The 25,225-nt window shown below is 28.8% G+C and carries 22 protein-coding genes; all 22 read right to left on the minus strand.

The features are described 5' to 3' along the window. Positions 1-8: 8 nt before the first annotated feature. Complete coding sequence (hisH, locus tag GOY08_RS11890) at positions 9-659, minus strand: imidazole glycerol phosphate synthase subunit HisH (RefSeq protein WP_158999139.1); 651 nt, start codon at positions 657-659, stop codon at positions 9-11. Continuing rightward, positions 656-1,519, minus strand: coding sequence for an imidazole glycerol phosphate synthase subunit HisF (gene hisF, locus GOY08_RS11895; RefSeq protein WP_158999140.1), 864 nt, complete (start codon positions 1,517-1,519; stop codon positions 656-658). Before hisF ends, hisH begins: the two co-directional genes overlap by 4 nt. Beyond that, complete coding sequence (locus tag GOY08_RS11900) at positions 1,520-2,221, minus strand: acylneuraminate cytidylyltransferase family protein (RefSeq protein ID WP_158999141.1); 702 nt, start codon at positions 2,219-2,221, stop codon at positions 1,520-1,522. Between the two features lie 21 nt (positions 2,222-2,242). Next, on the minus strand, positions 2,243-2,869 hold the full coding sequence (locus tag GOY08_RS11905; RefSeq protein ID WP_158999142.1) for an acetyltransferase: 627 nt from the start codon (positions 2,867-2,869) through the stop codon (positions 2,243-2,245). A 36-nt stretch (positions 2,870-2,905) separates the two neighbouring features. Then, positions 2,906-3,985: an N-acetylneuraminate synthase gene (gene neuB / locus GOY08_RS11910; RefSeq protein WP_158999143.1), complete on the minus strand. Its 1,080-nt coding sequence runs from the start codon at positions 3,983-3,985 to the stop codon at positions 2,906-2,908. A gap of 16 nt (positions 3,986-4,001) precedes the next feature. After that, a complete protein-coding gene (neuC, locus tag GOY08_RS11915; RefSeq protein ID WP_158999144.1) occupies positions 4,002-5,207 on the minus strand; it encodes a UDP-N-acetylglucosamine 2-epimerase in 1,206 nt (401 codons plus the stop codon). 31 nt (positions 5,208-5,238) lie between these two features. After that, entirely contained in the window at positions 5,239-6,249 is a 1,011-nt protein-coding gene (locus GOY08_RS11920) for a GDP-mannose 4,6-dehydratase (RefSeq protein WP_158999145.1), read from the minus strand. Between the two features lie 4 nt (positions 6,250-6,253). Then, positions 6,254-7,360, minus strand: coding sequence for a nucleotidyltransferase family protein (locus GOY08_RS11925; RefSeq protein WP_158999146.1), 1,107 nt, complete (start codon positions 7,358-7,360; stop codon positions 6,254-6,256). Beyond that, the gene (locus GOY08_RS11930; RefSeq protein ID WP_158999147.1) at positions 7,360-8,523 is read right to left on the minus strand and encodes a DegT/DnrJ/EryC1/StrS family aminotransferase; all 1,164 of its coding nucleotides are present in this window, start codon (positions 8,521-8,523) and stop codon (positions 7,360-7,362) included. Before GOY08_RS11930 ends, GOY08_RS11925 begins: the two co-directional genes overlap by 1 nt. Beyond that, entirely contained in the window at positions 8,520-10,268 is a 1,749-nt protein-coding gene (locus GOY08_RS11935; RefSeq protein ID WP_158999148.1) for an ATP-binding cassette domain-containing protein, read from the minus strand. The genes GOY08_RS11930 and GOY08_RS11935 overlap by 4 nt, the downstream gene beginning before the upstream one ends. A 120-nt stretch (positions 10,269-10,388) precedes the next feature. Then, entirely contained in the window at positions 10,389-12,245 is a 1,857-nt protein-coding gene (locus GOY08_RS11940; protein ID WP_158999149.1) for a hypothetical protein, read from the minus strand. Between the two features lie 2 nt (positions 12,246-12,247). After that, entirely contained in the window at positions 12,248-13,060 is an 813-nt protein-coding gene (locus tag GOY08_RS11945) for a class I SAM-dependent methyltransferase (protein WP_158999150.1), read from the minus strand. Positions 13,061-13,092: 32 nt separating this feature from the next. After that, positions 13,093-13,713, minus strand: a complete 621-nt coding sequence (locus GOY08_RS11950) for a PI-PLC domain-containing protein (protein ID WP_158999151.1) — start codon at positions 13,711-13,713, stop codon at positions 13,093-13,095. 1 nt (position 13,714) lies between these two features. Further along, entirely contained in the window at positions 13,715-15,304 is a 1,590-nt protein-coding gene (locus GOY08_RS11955; RefSeq protein ID WP_158999152.1) for an NTP transferase domain-containing protein, read from the minus strand. A 43-nt stretch (positions 15,305-15,347) separates the two neighbouring features. Continuing rightward, complete coding sequence (locus GOY08_RS11960; RefSeq protein ID WP_158999153.1) at positions 15,348-16,268, minus strand: sugar phosphate isomerase/epimerase family protein; 921 nt, start codon at positions 16,266-16,268, stop codon at positions 15,348-15,350. Then, positions 16,268-16,975: a ribulose-phosphate 3-epimerase gene (locus GOY08_RS11965; RefSeq protein WP_158999154.1), complete on the minus strand. Its 708-nt coding sequence runs from the start codon at positions 16,973-16,975 to the stop codon at positions 16,268-16,270. The genes GOY08_RS11960 and GOY08_RS11965 overlap by 1 nt, the downstream gene beginning before the upstream one ends. Beyond that, a complete protein-coding gene (locus GOY08_RS11970; protein WP_158999155.1) occupies positions 16,968-18,026 on the minus strand; it encodes an alcohol dehydrogenase catalytic domain-containing protein in 1,059 nt (352 codons plus the stop codon). Before GOY08_RS11970 ends, GOY08_RS11965 begins: the two co-directional genes overlap by 8 nt. Positions 18,027-18,064: 38 nt before the next feature. Next, a complete protein-coding gene (locus tag GOY08_RS11975; protein ID WP_158999156.1) occupies positions 18,065-19,951 on the minus strand; it encodes a hypothetical protein in 1,887 nt (628 codons plus the stop codon). Beyond that, on the minus strand, positions 19,948-21,054 hold the full coding sequence (locus GOY08_RS11980) for an alcohol dehydrogenase catalytic domain-containing protein (RefSeq protein ID WP_158999157.1): 1,107 nt from the start codon (positions 21,052-21,054) through the stop codon (positions 19,948-19,950). The genes GOY08_RS11975 and GOY08_RS11980 overlap by 4 nt, the downstream gene beginning before the upstream one ends. A gap of 79 nt (positions 21,055-21,133) precedes the next feature. Beyond that, the gene (locus GOY08_RS11985; protein ID WP_158999158.1) at positions 21,134-21,898 is read right to left on the minus strand and encodes a glycosyltransferase family 2 protein; all 765 of its coding nucleotides are present in this window, start codon (positions 21,896-21,898) and stop codon (positions 21,134-21,136) included. A 188-nt stretch (positions 21,899-22,086) separates the two neighbouring features. Beyond that, positions 22,087-23,583, minus strand: coding sequence for a CotH family protein (locus tag GOY08_RS11990; protein WP_158999159.1), 1,497 nt, complete (start codon positions 23,581-23,583; stop codon positions 22,087-22,089). Positions 23,584-23,651: 68 nt separating this feature from the next. Next, entirely contained in the window at positions 23,652-25,223 is a 1,572-nt protein-coding gene (locus tag GOY08_RS11995) for a response regulator (RefSeq protein WP_158999160.1), read from the minus strand. Positions 25,224-25,225 lie beyond the last annotated feature (2 nt).

Consider the following 25,225-nt stretch of genomic DNA (forward strand, 5'->3'; position numbering starts at 1 on the left):
TTTACTCCTTATATCATTTCTATCCAATTTTTATAAATACTTATTCCTTGCTGAGCGCTTTTTTCAGGATGAAATTGAACTGCAAAAATATTATTTTTTAAAATTGAAGAACAATACTCTATCCCTTCGTATTGTGTTAAAGTTAATATCTCATTTGTTACTTCTGGTTCAACATAATAGGAATGAACAAAATACATGTAGTCCATATTTTCTATTTCTTTTAATGGAGATATATGCCAATTATCATTACCAATTAATGGTTTATAAATTTTATTCCAACCAACCTGAGGTACCTTCATTTCAGCATTTAAACCGTTATTTTTTTTAAATTTAATAACTTTACCTTTAATCAAATCAAGACCTTTATGATTTCCAAACTCTTCACTTTCAGAAAATAGTAATTGAAACCCTAAACAAATTCCCATTAAAGGTCTGCCTGTTTGCACAAATTCTAAAATAGTCTTATCAAGATTTAATTCCTTTAAATTATGCATAGCATGACCAAAAGCACCAACACCAGGCAGAACTAAAGCATCTGCTGAAATAATTTCTTTTCTATTAGAAGAAATCAAAGCTGGACTATTTAAATGAGCAAAAACTTGAGCTACGCTTTGCAAATTACCAATACCATAATCTAAAATTACTATTTTTTTACTCATCGATTTTCACCTTTATAAGGCCTACATTGAATTGAATTATTCAATAAAAATTCTTTTATAGCAGGTATGCTTGCAGGAGAAATAAATTGCGGTACTGAATTAGATTTTAAATATTGAATGTTACCTTCAGAAGTGGTTGTATATTTAGAAAATAATTTTGCAGCAGACTCATAGTGAATTAGACTTGCAATAGCAATTGCATCCGCATTCCCTTCAGAGAAACAATCATAAACATGTTGTTTACAACCAGCTCCACCATGCGCGATAACTGGAATTGAAAGAGACTTACCAAGAAGGGATATAATATTGTTATCATATCCTGTTCCAGTTCCTTCATTATCAACAGAAGTAATTAAAATTTCTCCAGCTCCTAATTCTTCTACATGTTTTGCCCATGAAACGGCTTCTTTACCAGTATATTCTCTTCCATTATCTGTAAAAGCCAAATAATCTCCATTAGATTGTTTAATAACTTCTATAGCAACAACAATAGTAGACGAACCAAATTTCTTAGATGCTTCTTTTATCAGATTAGGATCCTTAATAGCTGCTGTATTTATAGCAACTTTATCAGCTCCAGATCTTAATATTGACTTAATATCTTCAATCGAACGAATCCCACCACCAACTGTAATAGGAATAAAAGTTTTTTTTGCAGTCTTTGAAATAAGTTCATGTAGGCTATTTCTTTCATAAAGACTTGCAACAACATCCATATAAATTATTTCGTCTGCACCTTGTTCATAATAGTATTCAGCGAAACAAACAGGATCTCCAAGTACTCGCAGTCCTTCTAAATGTATTCCCTTGACTAAATTTGGTCCTTTCACATCAAGTCGAGCAATTATTCTGTGATTCATTTATATCTCTTTCATTAAATTTTTGTTCAAAATAAACTCGGCAATCGAAAAATCAAACTCATCATCAATATCTATGGATCTTTCTTTTGGCATTTCAAAACATATTGAGTGATTAGTTATAAGTATTCCATGTTTTTTAAAGAAAGATATATTTACAACATATACAGATCCATTAAGAGTATAATAATTTTTCATGTCTTGTCTTCTTGTCTGATATTCTCCAGAGAGTAAAGGTTTTAGTACTTGCTTATCTTCTATAGAATACATCAACTGAGGATAAATATCAGATTTACAAACTGAGATACAACTAGGAGCGTTTTCATTTATGCATTTTTCGATACAAGAATCTATGTCATTGCTAGATCTTAAAGGTGATGTCGGCTGCAATAAAACAAAATAATCAAAACCATCAATATTCTTTAATACATGAGAAATGACATCAGCACTAGTTGCTGTATCAGTTGCTAGATCTGCTGGTCTTATAAAAGGAACTTCACACGAATATTGAAGGGCAACTTCTTTAATTTCAGAGCAATCCGTAGATAGTATAACTCTATCTATATATTTAGAGTTTTTTGCAGCTTCAATAGTCCATGCAAGCAATGGTTTATTCCCAAACGGTAAAATATTTTTTCTAATTAAACCTTTAGATCCGCCTCTTGCAGTAATTATTCCTAGTATTTTTTTATTCGACAATGCCATTTGTATATATCCATTCATTAATCATTTTGCAGGAACACCATAAACCATAGAATTAGATGCAATATTTTTAATTACTACAGATCCTGCACCTACTGTTACGTTATTCTCAATATGGATGTTTTGGATCACAACTGAACCTGTACCTATATGACAATTAGTAGAAATTGTGACACCTCCTGACAAAGAAACTCTGGGTGCTATATGGCAATGATTATCAATAAAACAATCATGGTCGATAGATGCGCCAGTATTAATAATACAGTTGTCTTTTATAGAAGCACAAGCTTGAATAAGCACTCCCATCAAAACTTGTGTACCTTCACCTATTGTCGCATATCGAGAAATAGAAGCGGAAGGATGAATGAGAGTTTTAAAATTAAAACCTAAAGCCTTCCATTTTTCATAAGTTTTTTGTCTTTCCAGTGCAAATTTTACGCTTCCAAAACCAATTACGAGTAAGATGTTCTTTGGATTCTGCTTCATAATAAAATCATCAGAGCCTAAATATTCTAAATTTAATAGCGGTTTTTCATTTATAGTATTTGTATATCCAAGAATTTCACAATGCATTGCTTGCAAAGTGTCAGCAACGACTTTTGCATGGCCTCCCGCCCCAATAATTACAACAGGTAGTTGAGAATAATTCATCTAAAATCCTCTATTATATAATGATTAATATAATGATTATTCAATAATTTCATCTTCATTAAAATCTTTCTTAGCGTGACTACCAATAACATCCCAATATTTTAGAGGTGACATTCCGAAACCAGCTCTTTTCATACTTACATTTTGTTCTGTAAAAGATTCACCTTTTGTTATTTGTCTAGAAGCAACTAGAACTTTCCTTACAATTTTCCTATTCTTTAATTCAGATAGAGCAGGGACTTTTCTTCCATGTCCTAGAGATTTTTCAACTTGGCGAATACATTTTATCATCTCTTTTAATTCATTAGGATTAAGTGAAGCCTTATGATCTGGACCCGGCAAATTTTTATCTAAGGTAAAATGCTTTTCAATAATTGTAGCACCCAAAGCTGTAGCTGCTATAGGAACTGCGATACCCTCTGAATGATCTGACAAACCCACATTTAAGTTAAATGAAGCGTTTAAAGTTTTAATTGTGTTTAAATTAACCTCATCGAAAGGAACTGGATATTCAGAAGTACAATGTAATAAAGTAACATTTTTAATTAGAGTATTTTGCCCTTCTTCAGAATAATAGGCATCCATAAAATTTTCTATTGAAGGCTTCTCTTTTTTATCTAATAGTCCAAAAGCAATAACTGCTAAAGCCAATTCAATTTCACTTAAAGATGTCATACCTGTTGAAACTATTAGAGGTAATCCCATTTTTGCCATTTTTAGAAGAAATGGATAATTTGTAATTTCACCGGATGGAACTTTTATATAATTTATATTTAAATTATGCACAAGAAAATAAAGACTTTCATCATCAAATGGAGTAGATAAAAACTCTATATTTCTATCAATACAATGTTGTTTTAATATATAAAATTGATTGTAAGTCAGTTCTAATTGCTTTAGCATTTCATACTGAGTATCTGAATTTCCAATATTTCTTATCTGGTAATCAGCTTTTTTAGCAGATTTAATTACTAAGTTTTTAGCTGAAAATGTTTGAAATTTAACGATATTGGCTCCTGCTTCTGCAGCAACATCTATTAATTTCATTGCTTGTTCTACAGATCCGTTATGATTTACACCTGCTTCAGCTATGACTATGACTTTATCACTTCTCATTAACTACTCTCTTTTTCTAAAAATTTGCAATATCAAAAAATTTCTTTTTAATAAATTTATGCTTAGAAAAATCTGAATCAAGCAAAAAATATTTTATTTGTTTACAGATTTTAATAGAGTTATCTCCACCTTTACCATATGGTAAATCTTGAAATTCAATTAATTTTTTGAATTCTTTACTTAATGCTTTACTAATTGAAGTAATAATTTCGTCTTTATTGTCACTGCAATTTATTACAGATGATGCAGCAACTCTACCATTCTGACGACACCCAATATTTATTGAAGGTAAGTTAAAAATTGGAGCCTCTATGAACGCACTTGAAGAATTTCCAATCATAACATCTACAAATTTAAGTAAAGAAAGATAGCGCTTATGTCCCAACGAGGAATGAATTACGCAATTTAAAGGATTATTTTGGACAAATTCTTCTAAGAGTTTGTTAATAGCTATACCAAATGCATCAGAATTAGTTTTTGTAAAAATTATTTTAGCTTCTGGATACTCTCTCAGAGCGTTTAAAAGCTCGTTAACAGAGTTTAAATTTTGCTCTTGCGAAAAAATAGTTACTGGATGTAAAGTTACTAAAAAATTTAAATTACCAAATTTAATACCTAAACTTTCTTCAAGATCAGACTGATTAAAATATACCATTTTAGAAATAGCATCCAAACCTGGAGCTCCAAAATTAAATACAAAATCTGGATTTTCACCCATTTGAATAATTCTTTTTCTATATTCTTCGGTAGCTGTGAAATGTATTTGAGAAAATTTAGTTATTGCATGCCGGAAAGATTCATCAATAGATCCTTCAGTAACTTCTCCTCCATGAATATGCGCAATAGGTATTTGAAAAATTAAAGCTGACTGTGCCGCTGCTAAAATTTCAAATCTATCTCCTAAAAGAATAACTAAATCTGGTTTTAAATTTTCATAGGCATCAGCAAACCCAATGACCCCCAAGCCCACAGATTTTGTTATGGAAGATTTAGTATCACTAGATAAAAGCATTTCAACTTTATAAGAAATTTTAAATCCATCATCTTCTATCTGTTTGTAAGTCTCACCAAACTCTGGTGAAAGATGCATACCTGTTACTATAATTTGTAAATTTATTTCTTTATCTTCAAATAATGTCTTTAAAATCCAATAAAGTAGACCGTACTCTGATCTTGAACCAGTAACTACACATATGTTTTTTTGTGATAATAATTTTTTCATTTATATATTTCTTATTTTATTATTGAATAAATCATACATAGTAAATAGTTTTCTGCAACAAATATTCTTTCCGATTTTTCATCCAATTGAGAACTTCTATCAATCCCTCTTCAAGACTATATTTTGCTTTCCAACCAGTAGCTTGATATAATTTCGAAGGATCCGAAAGTAATCTTTCAACTTCACTTTTTTCTGGTCTTATTCTTTCATTTTCTGTAATAATAGAAAATTTTTTATCTGTTATTTTAGCAATAAGTTTACAGATATCTTGAATAGAAATTTCTTGTCCAGTTCCTGTATTAAAACTTTGTCCTAAAATACTTTCATTATTATTTTCACCAACTGCAATAAAAGCTTCAACTGTATCCATTACATAATTAAAATCACGAGTTGCACTCAAGTTTCCTAATTTAATTTCAGAATTCCCAGACAAGACTTGCGAAATGATAGTTGGAATAACTGCGCGCATACTTTGCCTTGGTCCATAAGTATTAAAAGGTCTTAATGTTACTGCTGGAAGAGACATTGATCGATAATAAGATTCTACAGCCATATCTGCCCCAATTTTGCTTGCAGAATAAGGAGATTGGCCTTGCAATGGATGTTTTTCAGTAATGGGAACGAACTGTGCAGTTCCATAAACTTCGCTAGTTGAAGTATGGATAAAGCGAGAGACATTTGAATAATTTAAACATGCTTCCATGACATTTAATGTTCCCAAAACGTTTGTCTCAAAATAACTTTGCGGAGCTACATAGGAGTAGGGAATAGCAATTAAAGCAGCTAAATGAAAAACTGTATCATGGCCTTTTATCATTTTTTTTAGATAGAAAGGATCACGTATGTCACCTAAAATTAAATTTAAATTGTGAGGACATTTATTTTGAGTATAATCGTCAAGCCAACCATATTTCCCAAAAGAGTTATATTGACATAATGCTGTAACCTCAAATCCTCTTTCAACAAGGGTTTCTACTAAATGACTACCGATAAACCCATCGCTTCCAGTAACAAATACTTTTCCAAGATTTCTTTTAGACATATAATTAACTTTCAAAATGAAGATGATATTCATTGTTAGCTTTTAAATATTCTTCGGGTAAACCGACATCAATCCAATATTCGTGTAACAAATAAGGAACAATTTTTTTTCCTTTCAGAGTACATTTTGTAATAAAATCTGTCATATTTAAATACTGATCAATTTCAATTAATTCTAAAATCCTTGGATTTAATATATAAATACCAGCATTTACTAAAAAATCAATCTTAGGTTTTTCAACAATATTTGATATTTTTTTATCTAATACTTCAACAACTCCATATGGAACTGTATATTGAAAAGATCTTACCGCACATGTTATATCCGCATTTTGTTTTTCATGTTCTTCTAATATTTTTGCATATTGCACATTTGTTAAAATATCTGCATTGCAAACTATTAAAGATTCGTGAATCTTATTTTTAACCAATCCTATTGAACCTGCAGTACCAAGTGCCTTTTTTTCTCTTACAAAATTAATATTTAAATTAGAAAATTTATCTAATCGTAAAAATTCTTCAATTTGATCTGCAAGATAATTAGTTGAAACATAAAAATTGTTAAACCCTTGAGAGGTTGCTTGCATTACAAGAGTTTCAATGATTGGTTTACCCCCAACAATTGCTAATGGTTTCGGTCTATCATTAACAATAGACCTTAGCCGGGAGCCCAATCCACCAGCCAAAATGAACATATAATTTGAAATTTGACTTTTTGCTTCAAGACATTTTTGTTTTATCTCTGAAGTACGGATATCATTCAGGCCTAATATAAAGATATCAGCAAGATGACCATGGTCATCTAAAAGCGGGATTTCTCTTTTTCCAACTCGATGCGCAAGTTCAAATAATTCTTCAACTGAACTGTTCACATGTGCTGTAACAGGATTGGTATTAATCCATTTTTTAGAAGAATCATCTAATGAAGCTCCACTTAAAAGAGCTTTACGAATGTCACTATCCGATAAAATTCCCAGAAATCTTTTACTTTGATAAGAAGATATACACGTAATTAATAGTCCTGATTTTGATATATGTGCCAAACACTCTTTTAAAGTCGCATTTTCTGACAAAATTGTTTCATTGAATGTTGGAGAAAATTTATTTATCATTATTCACCACTAAGACTGAAAAGAATTAAATCAGAAATATATTTTATTTCTTCATCCAATATTTGAGGACTTGACGGAAGAGATAAAGTTCTTTTCCAAATATCTTCGGTATTTGCCAATAATAAGTTATTTTCCGTTTGATAAGCTGGCTGTAAATGACAAGGCATCCACAAAGGTCGAACCTGAATTTTATTTTCCAATAAAACTGTTAAAACTTTTTCTCTCAAATTAAAATCTTCAAAAACTGTGCAAATTAGCCAATTATTTGAATTGCAATTTTTTTGGCTATATATGCTTAAAAATGGTGATTGTAAATATTTAGAATATAAATTAAAAATTTCTTTCTTCCTTACTAATCTGGATTTTAATTTCTTTAATTGCGAACAGCCTAAAGCAGCTAATAAATTAACTAGTCTAAAATTATACCCAACTTCATCATGAATAAATCTTAAATTATCTATTTTAGCAGTTGTTGATAAATGTTTTAAATGTTTTGCAAATTCAGTTTCATTTGTTGTAATCATACCACCACCACCAGTAGTAAGTACTTTATTTCCATTAAAACTATAAATTGCTGCTAAACTAGAATTTCCTATATGCGAGCCATCTAAATTATAAGTTCCTAAAGCTTCAGCTGCATCTTCTAAGATAGTTATTTTAAATTCTTCAGAAATTTCTTGTAATAATTGCCTTTCAGCAGCAGACCAACCCATTACATGTACAGGTATAAAAGCTAGTAATTTATTTCCTGTTAACTTATTTACCCAGCACTTTTGTTCAAATCTATAATCATAGTTATTTAAAGTATAGTTTTTAAAGTTTTCAATAGAAAACTGGAATGAATTTTCTTCAACATCAATGAACTTCGGAGAGCCTCCAGCATGAACGATAGCGTTTGCTGTCGCAATAAAAGTCAAAGAAGGGATAATTATATCAAAACTTTGGAAAGTTTGTTGTTTGTATTTTAAAGCTTCTATAGAAAGTTGAATCCCTATAGTTCCATTACAAACTGATATTGCATGTTTTGCTCCTACAAACTCTGCAAATTCTTTTTCAAATGTATTAACGAAAGGACCTCCTGTCGAAACCCAGGAAGAACGCAATGCTTTAAGAACATATTCTTCATCTTCAAGATCAAATGTCGGCTCATGTAAATTTATCATTTTTCTAAGTTCCTACCCTTCAAATCTATAATTTTATCTACCGACCTCAAAATTCCTGGTCTATGTGAAACGATAATTGCAGTGCAAGTACCCTTCAACCTTTCAAGAGATAATGCTATCTCATTTTCAGTATCTTCATCAAGATTAGATGTACATTCATCGAGGACTAATAATTGAGGATTATTCAAAACAGCTCTTGCAAGACAAAGCCTTTGTTTTTGTCCAGCAGATAGACCAGACTGATCTTCAGGTATTAAATACTCTAAAGATTTTCTTTCTATGAAATCCTTCATACTAGCAAATTCTAATGCTTGCCATATTTGTTCTTCTGATACATTTTCTTTCATACCATATAAAAGATTGTCTTTTATTGTTCCTTTTATCAAGAAAGGCTCAGCTCCTACATAACCAATTTTAATACCGTTAGAGGATAAAGTATTTTCTGGAGAATAACCTGCTATAGATACACTTCCCAAATTAGGTTTTATAATACCTAACAAAAGATATAAAATTGTACTTTTTCCAGATCCACTTGGTCCAATAATTCCTACATGGCTTCCTTGCAAAATCTCAAAACTTAAATTTTTTATGATTGGAGTTTTTGAGTATTCATAGGCAAACGTCACATCATCAAAAATGATATTTAAATTTTTAACATCCATATTAATATTTTTAGACACTTTCAAGGTTTCATAAAAACTATCTGGCAATAAATAATTTTTATTTGATCCTATAAAATTAATTATATCAAGAGACTTATTAAGTAGAAGAATTCTCTTTTTTTCAAAGCTTAGGAAATAATTCAAAGCTATTTTAAATTGAGGGTAGTAAACATTTAATGAACTAAAATAACCAAATAATGTTGCTAAATTTTGAACAAATCTTATAAAAAGGTATAAAAAAGAAACTAAAATCATACCTTCAGTGTTAAAATAATTTTGGCTAAATAAAATAATAACAACTAGTAGTAATATTCCTAAAAATGGAGATATTGTTGTGCTCAATATGCCCAAAAATGAAGCTCTTATGGAAGACAACCCATAATTAAGAACACTCTCAACTAATTTTTTATGCTCTAAGTCCTCAGTGTGCATAATTTTAACAAAAAGAATATTTTTAGAAATTCTTTCTATACCAGAATTTAACTTATACTGTTCAATTGGAACTTTTAAAGCAACTTTTCTAACATTTTTAGTAATTTTAAGAATTATTAAGCCAATAAAAAAAATTCCAAATAATCCCAAAAGTGATTCTTTCCATGCAATTGTAAACATCAATAAAGTGATAACTGTACATTGCAGAAAAAACGAAGAAAAATAAACAATATTTGATATAAACAAAGAAGCCTTAGGAAATATTTCTGTGATTCTGAAATTCACATCAGAAACGCCATCATCCTTAGAACGTTTATTAAATAAATCAAAAATAGCTAAATTTCTTAATCTACAATTTGCATATTCTAATGAAAAACCTGTACTATGATTAGAAAATATTTGCCCAATAATTCTAAAAAAACCAATTAAAACAAGAAATAATATAACATAAAAAAGCTCAATCCGGGGCACGTCAAAACCTAATACTTTAACTTTTGTCTGAACCAATCCTAAACTTACTAAAAATAGTTGCAAAAAAGCTACTATTAATAGTTCAACAAGCGATAAAAAAATGGCTGCAAAAAAAGTTATGATAAACCAAAATAATGATTTATTACCTACAAAATATATGATATTCTTCAAATTTAGCATTAAATAAACACACCTTAATGAGTACAGTTCCTATAAATTTTCTTTGAATCAAAATATAACTCAAAATCCAACAAAAATTTCACCCTATTCAATTCTAACAGAAAAATCACTAAAAAAGACTTATTTTTTATCTCCTAACCCTTTTTCAAACGTTTTTCTTTTGTCAATAAAATCATTTGTAGCAAAAATGTATTTTTCGTTGTTTTGTACTCGCATTCCAAGAATTGAAGAAACTATATCAATGTATTGGGAAGAAAACTGAGGTGACAGTTGAAAAAATTCTTTCCCTTTGTTTGCATATTTAATTTGACTTAAATTCCCAATATTTAATTCTAAAGTTTCAAATTTTGAAAAGTAAATCGAAGCATAATAACGCTGTGGGAAGTAGATACAAATACAGGCCAAAATAATAGCTAAATATTTGACTTTATTAAAACTAAACTCTATTAAAAAAATTAGTAGTATAGACCAAAGTAGAAGATCGAATGTAACGTACAGAGTTGTTCCAAAAATTTCATTTGTACCTAAGTAACAACATATTGAAGAAAAAAATTGTATGAAAAAAGAAAAATTTAATAAATTAATGTATTCTTTATTTTTGTTTACAAGAATTGTACAAATAACAGAAGTCACAAAAATATAACTCAAACTTAAAATATTAAACAATAAATAACTTTTATTTTTAAATGAAAAAATCAAGAAAATTAATAAAAAAAATAACAAAAAAGTTTTATTAAATAATTTAAATTCGATTAACTTAAAATTTTTAAATAAAACATTTGATATCAATAAAAGAAAAGAGCAAATTAAAACAAAAAAAGAAATAAATAAAACTAAATTATTATTTAAAAAATACCCAACAAAATTATAGTATTTAAATAAATTATCTAAATTAAAAAAAGATAATATGTAACCTATAATTTTATAAAAAGAAAGGTTAAATAACCAACCATCAATAAAAGGATTTTGAACAATTCCTGATATTTTTATAAAACTTCCCCTACTGGGTATCAAGGTTAACAGATTATAAATAAGAAAAGATAGTATAAAATAAAATTTAAAAATTAAATTATCTTTAAAGTATTGCATAATATTCTTTCTTATAAAAAAATATAAAATAAAGACACATGATATAAATGCTATTGGCATTAACCTAAATGCACTTGCACCTAGTATCATTAAGAATATTATAGAAGAATAGTAATCTTTCCTTATAAAGGCAAAAATAAAGCAAGGAATAGCAAAAAACGAAAATAAACCTGTTGTAGTAATATTCCAAGTCACATTATGACCAAAAAAGCTAAAACCTATGAAAAGCCAAAAAAGAGTTATTATCGAGAGAACTATCTTACTATCTTCTTTCTTATATAGAAAAATATTCTCAAAAAAAGAAAATATCATAAGAGAAAAAATAAATATTTTGGCCATAAAATATGTTATCAGGTTGTACTCAAATCGCAAGTATTGAACAAAAGAAAGTGCTGAAGCATTAAAAAAATGATAATTTATCCATTCATTAGGATAATTGTTTGCAATTCTGAGCCTTGAAAAATATTCAGCCCTTAATATTTCTGTTGATAATCCTTCGTAATAAGAATAATGTTTATTATAACTCACCATTGAAATCATATTACTATCTGTAGATATAAAAAACCAATAAGGATTGTTAATCAAAAAAACTATTAAAATTATTAATGTAATTAAAAGAATATTAGTGTGTTTAATTTTAATTGAAAATTTATGTCTATAAAAATATAATCCAAACTCTATAAAACCATATAGATATATTAGTAATATAGATATTTTTATACAACCAGCAGAAATATTTGCCAAAATACCCATTAAAAATGCAATTGCAGAAAGTCCCACTAGTGAAGTAGTAACAAATGGTAACTTAACAATTTTTATTCCTATAAAATACATAGGAACTAATGATATTATTTGAAAAAAAAACCAAAATATATAATTATTATTCATTCTTATTTAAACTTTCTTACTACAACACTACATCCTAAAGCAAAAATATTTGGTGCAATTTTAACTAACATTTTATCAATAAAAGAAATGAATTTTAATATTGAATTAGAAAACTCTGGCATTCTTATTTTAGCATTCACACCACCAGATAAAGGAAAAATAAGAAATTCGCATTTAGTATACTTCTCTATAGATAAATTATGAAAACAATTTTGAAATTTAACTTTATCTTGAAAAAGTAACTCAGGTATAGCACAATTTGCTGACCAAACATCTGCAGGATCATTTGCAATTGTCTGAGGATCAAAAATATTAACTTGATAAGACCAACCTTCATGCCTCATAATTCGTAATATAAAACGCATAAAAAGAGAACTATTTACATCTTGAATAAGAATAACACCATCTTTTTTTAAAACTCTTTGGCTTTCTTCAAAGAATTTATATGGACTATAGAAATGATGAATTGTGTGAGATGCGATTATTACATCAATAGAATTATCTTCAAAATCCATATTTGTTGCATCAATTAATTTATCAACCCAAGGGTTTTCTAAGGCATCTGTCAAGATAGGTTTATTATTTAAATATAAATGAGAAAATCCAGCACCACAACCAATTTCAACTATTTTTTCTTTATTAGCAAGATAAGGATTCATCCATTCATATCTTGACTTTAATAAAAAATCTAAATTTTTGAATCTATTCTTTATAAAATAATTTCTAGCTGCAACTAAATCACCATTAAATGTCATCCTGTTTTCTGACTTTTTTGGAAAATATTGTTTCCTTAATATTAGAGAATTCATTGGCATAATTTTTCCTTTTTCTTTAAAAATATAAATTACTATCTAAAATAATTTAAATTTCTCATCCAAAAATTAGGATCTTTAGTACAAATCAATTTAGCATATTTAGACAAATTAAAAAAATTATTTATATCAGTAATATTTTTTCCGACAAGTTCTGGAGAAACTAAACAGATTTTAAAATTTTTTGAAATAATTTTTAAAATGTCATGATCTACAGGAAGGCCGCCAAAACAATCAACCCAAACCCATTGTGCTTTTCCAATAAAAGGAATTAAGGACTCTATTGGTTCATAACAAGAATAACGTACAGCAAAACGAGTTTCATTTTTGTGCAGAGTATATTTTACCAGAGTGGGAAAAGCTGTATCTAAAAAAAACCAATTTTCAATTTTATAGTAATCTAAAAGTTCAATAACACGCGACTCTAATCCATCTTCTTTTGTATTTAATATAATTGGTCCTTCTATTCTATGATTAACAAAAATTTTTAACCAATCTTCAAAATCATCTCCTTCAGTCCAAGGATCATGTGACAAATGTAATGTTCCATTCTTTTTTACATTTGATCTTAAATCAATTTCGACCCCCCAACTTGGATTGATTTTTTTTATATCCTCAACCTTATTTACTCTATGATAAACATATTTGATAAGCATATTATTTAAATCTCGTATAAAAATGTGATTCCCAATATTCAAACACTTGTAACTCAAAAGGATCACCAAAAGAAATCCATTGATCAACATCGAAAATTACAAATTTTTTTCCTAATTGTAGTAAAGTATTAATACTTGTTCCAACATAATATTCATTATTTACTCGAATATCATTTTTTATCATTGTCTCAGCACCTAATATAAAATCAGATGATTTTCTAAACCAAAAACTACCTACCACCGCGGGATCTTTTTCTGGGGTGTCACTAATTGTCTTTTTTTCAATGACTTCAACTATGGTTTTATTATCTGTTGCCACTTTACAATATGCAAAGGCATTTGGATTTTTAAATATTCCGGATCCCATCCTAAATGTCCATATTGCTCCATCAATTTCTTCGTCTTCTAAAATTTCTTGCCATACTTTTTTATTATAGATAGTTTGATAATCACAAGAGGCAATAAAAAGATGGGCATCGGGATATAATTGATCTTTTACAAGTAAACAGGTTGAAGCTTGGCCAGCTGTATCATGATTAATTCCAACAATTGATGCATGTGGTTTAAAATCTAGTAAAGCTTTTTTAATAGGATGTTTTGCAAGTTCTGTATCTCTTAATAAAAAAATCCATCGTTCCGCTTCTGGAAAAGACAAACTTGCACTAATAGCCATTGGTTTTCCTAAAACTTGAATGAGTGGTTTAGTTACTCTATATCCATCATTTTTAAACCTAGATCCTTTTCCTGCCATTGGAATTAAATTTATTGTTCTAGGATTTTCACTTATTTTATTTTCCAATATTGTTTGATTGTTTGATTTCTGGCGAAATTCATTAGCAAAATATTTAAAATACTTAAGCCAAAATAAATATTGTGCTAGATCTTCTGGTGTTCCCCAACATATAAATTTATCTACTTGAGTAATTTTAACTGATAGACCATCTTTAACAATTGGATTAAATAATAAACTTACATAAGCTTCTGGCAAAGATTTTTCATAACTACCTTCCAAATAATTTACTGCATATTTCTCAAATAATTCCCATTTATCAAAATAATATATACCTACAGAAGCAAATTCTTGTGTTCTATCTTCTGTAAAAGATTTTTTCTCTCGTAATTCAAGCAATTCATTATTTTCTGTCCGCATATAAGCATAATATGTATTTCCAAATGAAGCAGGATGAAATCCTTTAAAAGCTGGAATAGCACCATGATAATGACTAACTTCTTTCAGAAATTTATCATAGTCCCAGTCAACAATAAAATCACAATATGTTATTAAAATAGGTTCATCACATTTTAGATGATTTTTTGCAAAAAGTATTGAATATACAGGTCCTACTTCATGGGGTTCTATTACAATAATTTTTGAATTAACAGCTAAATTTTCAAGTTTTTTTATACTTTCAGGGTGTTGACTTAATTGTTCACTATTAACTATGAAGTAAAAATTATCTTTTGGATGAAACATATCTACAACATGTGAAACCATAGGACTTCCATCAATATCAATAAATGCTTTAGGAACTTGATAACCTGCTAAATTAAAACGCCTTGAATGACCTGCTAAAGTTATAATAATATTCATAATAATTAACCGATATAGAGGTTTAAAAATTTTATTTATTTAATTAATTTAGAACAGTTTTTCGCCAATATGCAACTGACTCTTTTAATACCGAAATAACATTACTATCTATTGGTTCTCTTTCACGAAAACTTAACTCTAAAGTCAGAAATGTTTTTGAAAATTTTGCTTTGCTATTTGCTCTTTCTAATGCATCAATTATTTTTTCCGGAACAATTTTTCCAAATTTATTATACTCTTCTATAAACGGCCAATGTCCTTGTTTATTTGCTGAACTCTGCTTCAAATGAATTAATGGTGACTCATTAGCAAATTCATTAATCCAAGCATACGGATTTGTATCATCAGGATTTACAGAAGTAACATCGCCATGATCTACATCTAAACATATAAAAAAAGGAAGAGGACTTTGTAAATTAACATTTTTTTGTAATATTTTAGTTGCCGCTATTGTCTCTCCTTGTTCACGTTTTATTGACATTGGTTCCCAAGTCAAATACTTTAAACCTTGTGATTTAGCATATTCAGCTATTTCATGCCATCCTTCAATATTTTGTTGTATTCTTACTTTTAGAAGATCAGGATTATTTACATCATTTGCAGTAAAAATACCAAAATGACTCCCCATAGATTCTGCACCTAGATCAACTGAAATTTGAACAAATTTTTTGAACCATAGAATCCAATGTTTTCTTACTTCATGATCTGGGTGTGCTAGATGATTTACACGAGTAAAAGCACCTGTAAACGTGCTATTAATAGAAGTATTATACTTTTTACAAGATGCCTGAATACGATTTACATGCGAAGCCAAAATACTTCCTGGTAAATCAGGATTTAATAGATCTGCAGTTAACTGTACATATTTAATTCCTAATTGATTTCCAATAATCTCTGGCCAAATCTCTGGTTCAGAATATCTATTAACCGCAAATCCAGTATTAATTGCTAGACAATACTCCATTAATAATATCCTTTCAATTTGCGAGCATCTATTCCCTGCAATATATCTTTTTCCATTGCAATAACTGACTCATCTATTCCAATATCTTTACGAAAAAGTCCTGAAGATCCTCCAACTAAAATATCAGCACCCGCAGAAACCATTTCTGGTATAAATTGCGAGCATACATTTCCATCTACTTCAATTTTTGTGTCAAGCTTTAAATCGAGAATAAGTTTTTTTAATTTCTCGATTTTCCGAAGGGTCTGTGCAACCAGTTTTTGTCCTTTAAAACCTGGATTCACAGTCATAACTAATATTACATCAGCATCTTCAATCACATATTCCAAAGTTTCAAGTGGAGTTCCTGGACAAATCGCAATTCCAACTAAGCATCCCCTACGCCGCAATGAAATTAAATCACGATGCAGATTTCTTGAACATTCTTGATGAATAGTAACAATGTCACCTTGTTTTATATTTAACATATCAAATATTCTACTAGGTTCTTCAACCATTAAATGATAATCAGAACGTATATTTGTTTTTTCTTTTAAAGTATTAATTATACTTGAACCCATTGTAAAATCTGGTGCAAAAGAACCATCGATAATATCCCAATGGAGATAATCAATATTATTTCTTTCTAAGTCAGATAAATCTTTTCCAGCTTCAAGCCAATTTATACACATTACTGATGCTGAAATTTCAACAACTTTTTTATGCATTGGGTTTAATAATCACTTTCATACTTTGGCCAGATGCAGCTTGTGCAAATGCTTCGTTAATTTGATCTAATTTAAATCGATGACTAATTAAACTAGAGATATTTATTTTTTTATCAGTTATTAACTTAACAGCAAGCTGATGTTGTTTTGGTGTAGAACCATGTGAGCCTGTTAAATAAGCTTCACGGTAATGCAATTGATTAGAATAAAATTGAATAGGCCGACAAGATTTGGGAAGTCCACCAAATAAATTAATAACACCCCTCTTAGCTACCATCGCTATGGCTTGCTCATGAGTTCCAACATCAGGACATGCTGTAAAAATCATATTAGCACCCATCCCATTAGTTAATTCAAGTACACTTGCAATAACGTCTGTTTCATTAGGATTTAATATGTGATTTGCTCCAAACGTTTTAGCTAATTCTAATCTCTCTTTATTTGGATCTATAACAATAATTCTTGCTGCTTCAAAATAAGATAGTCCCAGAGTTACAAGCATGATACCTATAGGTCCTGCACCAAATACCACTACAGTTGAATTAGGCTTGATTAAGCCCACTTCATAACCATTAAGACAACATGCTAAAGGTTCGCTAAGCGCTGCTGTATCAAAATCTATATTTGTTTCAAATTTTTGTAATGGTCCTCCAGATACAACAAGAGGATCTAAAAGCATATATTGTGAAAACCCTCCATCAAATTGGTAACCTATTGCTAAATTTACATCACAACAGTTCGCTCTTCCAGATAAGCAAAAAGTACAATTTCCACAAGGAACATCAGCTCCAACAGAAACTCGATCACCAATTTTATATTGCGAAGAAACTCCAGATCCAATTTCAATAATCTCACCCGCTACTTCATGTCCAATAATTCTAGGTGGAATTACTCTTTCATTTCCATGCTTAAAAATCCTTAAATCAGAGCCACATATTGCACATGATTCTACTCGAATTAGAATAGATCCATCCTTTATTTCAGGGATTTTCCTTGTCTGAAGTTCAAGCAATTTTTCACCTAAAAAAACTGCTGCTTGCATATTTTCCATTGTATTATCCTTAACTAGATAAAATTTATTTTAGCTCATTATTTTCGACTATACAAATATCCTATATTAGTTTTTGTTACAGTAAAATTATCAGGCAAACTATAAAGAACTTTGCTCGATAAAATACGAAATAATTTATATTTATCAATCATTAATTTTACATTTATATTTTTATATTCATATGTTAACTCTTCTACATATTTTTTTTGTTCTATTTCAGATAATGTGCTATTATGCATTGTGAACCAGTAACCTACTCCTGAATTAAAAATATTACTTGAATCTATATTGATAGGGTTATTAATTTGAGTTAAATCCTGAAATTGTCCTTTCTGCATAAATTTTAAAAATTCAATTTGACTCCATCCAAAAATGTTTGCAATTAATGCAAATCTTTTTATGACTTCTTTTTGCGAAACATTATTTGCAAAACGATTTATCCATAAAGTAGCATTATTTGTAGAAATTGGAATCATTAAATTTGCTAAAGGATTTTCTGCTAAAACTGCTAATCCTTTCGGAAGATCTTTTGTAAGTAAAGTGAGTTCTTCATACGCTTTTACTTCTTCAATAGAACTAATATTTTTGATATGAAAATAATTTTTTCTTGCTGAAATGGCAGCAAATAAAAATAGAAAAATAATAATTATAGGTAATAATATGTAACTTAATTTAGTATTTAAAAAAATAAGTATCTTTCTAAAATAATTTTGAACATATTGATTTTTATTAAAATAAAAAGTAGTTATCCTAAAACTAATATAGTATATTGCTGGAATAAGATATAAAAAATGAAAAAATACCATAGACAGTCTTGAAAAAAGTAAAGTATTTGGAATAGACAAATTAAAAGTTATACCAAAGATATAAAAACTAGACTCAATTAAAAATAAAATTATGATAGGAGAGAATTTATATAAAAATTCATAAGGATCTGATTTAGATATAAAAGCAATACTAATAGTTAATAAAAGAGGAAAAACAAAATATAAGAAAACAAATATATCTGAAAATATTACACTTTTAGTATTTGAAATTACGCCTAATTCAGAAAATGACAGGCCACTGCTATGATTAAAAAAAGCAAAAACTGTTGGACTAACTATTACTATAGCAATTATAAATTGAAATAATATTTTTCTAATTAATAGAGAATAATTCATCATAAGATTTTCACGTTTTAACCTAATAGGAAAAAACATAAACCAAAATAACAGACCAACAATTGAATTAATAACATAAATTTGACTCTGTAATGCCCAAATAGCTGTAAGAAAAAAAAGTCTTCTATTAGAAATTTTTTTCTTTGCTAAAGAAAGAATAAATGCACCTAAAAAACAAAATAAAGAAAAAGAAGGAAAAGGAAAACCTGCTACATTTAAAGATTGCAAAGTCGCTATATCAATTTGAGTATTTCCTAAAATAACTTCTAATAAAAATTTCCTAAATGGCAGTCCAGTAAACGATACTAAAGCAATAAAAGATAATGAGACTGACCATAATGTATTTACATATTTTCTAAATATTAAATAAAGTAATATAAAATCAAATACTGGAAAAAAAACATGTCCAAAAATGTAAGACCCATTCAGACCGAATAATTTTATTGATAATCCGTGAAACCATAAAGAAAAGTAAGGAAAAAATGCAAAACCACTTGCAGAGGGATCAATAGAGGGAAAAATGGGAAATAAATTTCCTTGTGCTACGCGCAAACTTAAAGGCAGCCAACTATTAATTTCACTAAATTTCATTGCAGTTACAGAAGCACTTGAATATAGGTTACAGTAGCCATTTAAACAACCTAAAATGTCCCATAAACTAAAAATTAAGAAAATTAGAATTATTGACAAAAAAAGAATTATTTTATCTAAATTTAAGAATAATTTTTTTCTAAAAGACCATACTAATTGTTGTTCCTTCAATTACAGCTCCTCTCTTCAGACATAGATGGAATAACAAATATTTTAATTGTATTAAACTCAGATTCTCTTGATTTATGAGAAAATAATTGCTTTAATTTTAATGGTAATTCATTGAGACTAATCTTTTCAGAAATTAGATTTTCAAAGTCAAATCCACTTTTTAAAATATTGATTGCATCATACCAGTCATTATCAGGTATTTCCGGATCATAATTTGAATTCCATGTTCCTTTTATTACTAATTCTTTACGTAAAATTGAACTTACCATTTTCTTTGGGATTTCTAAATCTGAATATATATTACCCATCCAAACAATTGTTCCTCCTGGTTGAGCTATTTGAATCGTGTAGCGAAATGTATCAGGAGATCCACAAGATTCAATGACATGCGAAAATTGATTAGAATTTCTCGTTAAGTATTTTTCCCATTCTTCGCTATTTTCTAAGCAAATATTATTTTGAAATTCACATTTATTTTGATCAAGTTTAAACTTATTTCTATCAATCAAAGTTACTGAAATTTGCGGATCAATCCAATTCAATAATTTTGCACATAGTAATCCTAAAAAACCTGCTCCAAGAATTGCAACATTAATTTTATTTTCGTAACTTTGCTGAATATTTTTCCCAAATAAACCACATTTTTTTATTGCGTGAATACAAACAGATAAAGGCTCTAATGCAGCTGCTCTATCTAATTTAACTGAAAAAGGTAAAGGAATTAAATTCCATTCATTTACATTTAAAAACTCTGAAAAACCACCATGTCGGCGTGAACCATAATAATCATAGTTTTTGCATTGTACAAAAGCACGATTTAAACAAAAACTACAATTTTGGCATGGTATAAGAGGATAAACCGCAACATTATCTCCCACTTTAATATTTTTAACATTTTCTCCTATTGCAACAACTTCACCCGATAATTCGTGCCCCATAATAAGTGGATAAAAATAAGCACCATTGTCAAAGCTTCTAAAAATATCTGAAGAACAAACACCTGTTGCTGCAATTTTTATTTGACATTCATTGGGATTTGGAGAATTAATAGCAAAATCTTCTATTATTAGTTGTTTGTTAGAATGCAATACTACTGCTTTCATAGACTTCCTTTATTCAAAACAAATTACTGCGAAATTAAACTCAACCGTCAATTCAATTATAAATAAAAATTGAATTGATTTAATTATTAAGTTTAATCGATTTCTTTACTCTACCTTCAGTATGAGCTAGAACAAACATATATTTTATTGCTATTAGAATAGTCTTATAACGGCTAAAAAAATTAGATGCCCAACTAGAGACACCAAATTGACGGTCAGGAAACTTTACAGGTATTTCTTTTACTTCATAACCATATTTTATCGCATTATATAAAATATAAAGATCAAATGAAAAACCAACAGGCGGATCTGCGACTAGTTTTAATAACATCCTGGAAAAAACTTTTGGCTGAGCATTTATCTCATTCATTTTTAATCCCACAATTAGATAAACCATGAATTCAAAAATTCTACTCACCAAGACACTTTTCCAATCCCTTCCACTTCTTATTCCTTTTACCAATGTTAAAGATGAATAAGAGTCTTTTGCTAAGCTATATGCTCGAAAAGCATCGTCAGGGTCACATTGCAAATCTGCATGAGACCAGCCAACAAATTTTGCGGTAGTAGTTATTAAACCTTTCCAAACTCCAAACCCATATCCATTATTAGACTTGACAGTAACCACACGAAACCAATCTTTGTATTCAGTTTGCATAAGATGTTCTAAAACCTTACAGGAATCATCTAAACTTCCATTTTCTACTATTATTAATTGAAAATTATCCGGATTAAAACCCGATTTTTTGGCAGAAGAAACGACCTTAGAGATTAATGGCGCCAAAGATCTAGACTCATTATATGCAGGAATTACCAATTCAAAATCTAATTGATTTATCACCATGTCTTAATAACTTTCAATACTATTTTTGTTCAAATAATAATACATCTATTAACTAGTTCGCTGCAAAATTATAGCATAGATATCATAATTTTACAAACTTTTAGTAAACAAGAGAATTTCATAACTACGTTTCAATAAAGCTGTTACTATGATTTTATTCTTTCCATTGATTTTATTTAAATTATAAATTAATTTAGAATTTTGTTTAAATATTCAAATCTATTTTCAAGCCATGTTTTTATTTTTTCAAAATCTTCTATTTCAAATTTTTTTTCTGGTCTATTTTCCCAATACAGTAACTCTCGTTCATAAGCGTTGTTTGATTTTAAATGATTGTATTGTTGTTCTAAGCTTTTTACTAATATATTCTTTAATTTATTCTTATTATTTTTCCAATATTCAACATATTTAACTCTAAAATTATTTGTATTATTAGTTAAACATGCAAATAAACTACCATCACTCTTTAGTTCATCATCTGAAAAAGTACTTACATAGGAAAAACCTGATAACTCACCAAAAGCTCCTTCGCCAAAAAAAGAGGTATCTAAATCCCAGATAATAAAGTATACACGATCATTTTTAAAACCATTTTTATAGAATTCTTTTACCGTACCTTTTTCCAAGGAAACAAAGCAGTTATTAATAATATTGTCATATGCATTTAGCATCAATACAGTGCTTATGAAAGCAAATGCATACTCTTTATCAATGGTGTTTTCAATTTCTCTATCGCATTTCATGAATAGTTTTCTCATTTCATCTGTATATAAATTTTCTTTATGAAATTTATGATTACTACTATTTTCAATTAAATTATCTTCACTGTTAAGAATTCTATATATTACACTTTTATTATTTGGCGCAAATTCTATAGTATGTCTTTTATTACTTGGAGGATTTTTTAATATCTTTGTATTTAATGCGCTATAAAGCACATAAATTCCTTTGTAAGAATTATTTATGAACAAATCAATATAAATTCCTTTAATTTTATGATGTTTAGCATTATTAATAGAAGAATTAAACAACTTTTGTCCCGATAGATCTTTAAGCAAACTTGGATCTGGAGCAGAAGCATATAATACATAATGATTTATATTTGAATTTATTTTAAATCTCCTGTTCAAAGTTTCACTAAATACTCCATCACTATAAATTGCTATTGACTTTTTTGAAAGAGATAAAGTTCCAGCCCCTCGAAAGTTTGCTTTAATTTTATGCTTAGATACAATTCCATTGTCAATTAAATCTAAATCTGTACTAATAATATTAGGAAAATTTTGAATATTACTATCCTTAATTTTTATAATCGGGATAGATGAAATATACAAAGTATATTTTTCATAATTACCACCACATCCTAAATCTAAGTTAATTTTTTCACTTTTTACAAACTCTATCAAGTCAGAATTATTATCAATTTCTTTTTCGTCAATTTTTATTTTCGCTTGACAACTGTCATTCATATTAATTATTAACTTTCCTTTAATACTAGATGGTGAATTATAAATCATTATTTTTTTTTCTTTATCTATTACTAATTTTGAGTTATTAACCGTTACTTTATTGATATCAAAAGCAGCACTTTGATTAGGATTGTTAGGAATATTTTTTTTACATGAAAGAACTAAGAAAAATAAAATTAGTATATTTACTTTTATTCCAAAATTATTTATTCGCATAATAGCTCCGCATAGAGTATTATGAAATAAATCGGTATCTTATAAATTTTCTTTATTAATTATAAGAACTATTTAGGCATAAATTTACTAACAACTTTTTTTACTTCATCAAGGCCAGCTTCTTTTGTAATATAAAATACATTATCATACTTAAATCCATTTTCTCCGCCTTGATTTACAAGGTTACTACTAAAGAAAATGAATGGTGTTTGTATTTTTTCTTCACGCAAAGCAACCAAAAAATGTGGACCAGTCATCCTTGGCATTCTAACATCACAAACTATAGCAACAATTCTTTCGGCAAGTGGTTTTTTATCTTCTTGCTGAAAATATTCTAAAGCTTCCAAACCATCTCCAGCTTCTATAGATTCCCAACCTGCCTGTTTCATTGCGCGTTTCACAAGTCTACGAATATCTTGTTCATCATCAACAATTAAAACTAATGGATTGTCTTTTCCTGCAAATTTTTCTGTTGCTGTATTGCTACTATCAACTGAAGATACTTTTTCACTATCATCTTTATGCGCTTCTTCTGCTTCTTGAAAACAATTTAATCCAAGGCTGAACAAAATATGTGAATCTTGTAAAATAGCTTCAAATTTTGCACTACCAGGCATTTTATTGGCAAATTTTTCTAAAGTTGTTGTGGCAATTTTTTGTTTTCCACCTGGAATACAAGCACATTGTGCTGATATCGTAACAAATTCATCGTTGCCATTAATATCAATATAAATAACGCTGTTACCTTGTGGAATAACATTGCATAATTCAGCAAAAGCGGCATTCAACCACATAATAAAGTTAACAGGATTTGCTAATACTGCAGGATCATACGTATCATCTTTTCTAATTTTATAAGTAACACCTTGTGTAGTAAAACGATGCACATTTAGCATAAGAGCATCATCCACCATACTCATAATTTTAGTAATTTGAGTTTCTGACAGCTTAGGGTTAGAAAATTTTCTAAACCATACTGCTAAATCCTGAATGTCTTGCATATATTGCAAGGCTTTTTTCATATCATCTTGCGAAGCAGGATCTGCTAAAGCTGGCATGATTTGAGTTTGTAAAATGCCTCGACACATTGTTATTGGATTAATCAACTGATGGGCGATATCTGCACCTATTTCAGATATTGTATTCATTCTAACGGAATAATGTAATTCAGCTTGCGCTGACATAAGATCAGCCATTTTTTCACGCATTTGCGCATGTGTACTTTGTAATTCATCATACATTTTGGTTAAACTTAAATCTGCAATTTCCATACAAATCAGAATTTCTTCATTGCCATTCTGCGGAATAATAATTTTATGCAGTTTAACTTCAGCAGGAAATGATCCAACTGGCCCTCTTCTTACTTGACGTTGAAAATCATAAGCTTGTCCTAAACTCATTGCTATATTAAATAAGTCATAAATTAATTTATGATCTTTTTTATCAAACAAGTCACTAATATTAACTTTAGCTGCAGATTTACCTGCTCCACCAAACCATGTTTGTTTTTTAAAAGTGGCATTACACCAACGCATGAAGTGATCATCTGGACTAAAAAGCGCTATACCAGTTGAAACATTTTTTAGAATTTGGGCCGCAAGATCTTTATCCAGATCCTTGCTAAATTCTGCTGCTGACATTT

Source organism: Pigmentibacter ruber (assembly GCF_009792895.1).
Taxonomy (GTDB): Bacteria; Bdellovibrionota_B; Oligoflexia; order Silvanigrellales; family Silvanigrellaceae; genus Silvanigrella; species Silvanigrella rubra.

Excerpts from the sequence above, each read along its gene's own strand:
- neuC (WP_158999144.1), bottom strand. The coding sequence starts at position 5,207 with ATGAAAAAATTATTATCACAAAAAAACATATGTGTAGTTACTGGTTCA.
- hisH (WP_158999139.1), bottom strand. The coding sequence starts at position 659 with ATGAGTAAAAAAATAGTAATTTTAGATTATGGTATTGGTAATTTGCAA.
- GOY08_RS11905 (WP_158999142.1), bottom strand. The coding sequence starts at position 2,869 with ATGAATTATTCTCAACTACCTGTTGTAATTATTGGGGCGGGAGGCCAT.
- GOY08_RS11995 (WP_158999160.1), bottom strand. The coding sequence starts at position 25,223 with ATGTCAGCAGCAGAATTTAGCAAGGATCTGGATAAAGATCTTGCGGCC.
- GOY08_RS11925 (WP_158999146.1), bottom strand. The coding sequence starts at position 7,360 with ATGATAAATAAATTTTCTCCAACATTCAATGAAACAATTTTGTCAGAA.
- GOY08_RS11930 (WP_158999147.1), bottom strand. The coding sequence starts at position 8,523 with ATGATAAATTTACATGAGCCGACATTTGATCTTGAAGATGAAGAATAT.
- GOY08_RS11900 (WP_158999141.1), bottom strand. The coding sequence starts at position 2,221 with ATGGCATTGTCGAATAAAAAAATACTAGGAATAATTACTGCAAGAGGC.
- GOY08_RS11940 (WP_158999149.1), bottom strand. The coding sequence starts at position 12,245 with ATGAATAATAATTATATATTTTGGTTTTTTTTTCAAATAATATCATTA.
- GOY08_RS11950 (WP_158999151.1), bottom strand. The coding sequence starts at position 13,713 with ATGCTTATCAAATATGTTTATCATAGAGTAAATAAGGTTGAGGATATA.
- GOY08_RS11985 (WP_158999158.1), bottom strand. The coding sequence starts at position 21,898 with ATGGTGATAAATCAATTAGATTTTGAATTGGTAATTCCTGCATATAAT.
- GOY08_RS11970 (WP_158999155.1), bottom strand. The coding sequence starts at position 18,026 with ATGGAAAATATGCAAGCAGCAGTTTTTTTAGGTGAAAAATTGCTTGAA.
- GOY08_RS11990 (WP_158999159.1), bottom strand. The coding sequence starts at position 23,583 with ATGCGAATAAATAATTTTGGAATAAAAGTAAATATACTAATTTTATTT.
- GOY08_RS11955 (WP_158999152.1), bottom strand. The coding sequence starts at position 15,304 with ATGAATATTATTATAACTTTAGCAGGTCATTCAAGGCGTTTTAATTTA.
- hisF (WP_158999140.1), bottom strand. The coding sequence starts at position 1,519 with ATGAATCACAGAATAATTGCTCGACTTGATGTGAAAGGACCAAATTTA.
- neuB (WP_158999143.1), bottom strand. The coding sequence starts at position 3,985 with ATGAGAAGTGATAAAGTCATAGTCATAGCTGAAGCAGGTGTAAATCAT.
- GOY08_RS11960 (WP_158999153.1), bottom strand. The coding sequence starts at position 16,268 with ATGGAGTATTGTCTAGCAATTAATACTGGATTTGCGGTTAATAGATAT.
- GOY08_RS11980 (WP_158999157.1), bottom strand. The coding sequence starts at position 21,054 with ATGAAAGCAGTAGTATTGCATTCTAACAAACAACTAATAATAGAAGAT.
- GOY08_RS11945 (WP_158999150.1), bottom strand. The coding sequence starts at position 13,060 with ATGCCAATGAATTCTCTAATATTAAGGAAACAATATTTTCCAAAAAAG.
- GOY08_RS11935 (WP_158999148.1), bottom strand. The coding sequence starts at position 10,268 with ATGCTAAATTTGAAGAATATCATATATTTTGTAGGTAATAAATCATTA.
- GOY08_RS11920 (WP_158999145.1), bottom strand. The coding sequence starts at position 6,249 with ATGTCTAAAAGAAATCTTGGAAAAGTATTTGTTACTGGAAGCGATGGG.
- GOY08_RS11965 (WP_158999154.1), bottom strand. The coding sequence starts at position 16,975 with ATGCATAAAAAAGTTGTTGAAATTTCAGCATCAGTAATGTGTATAAAT.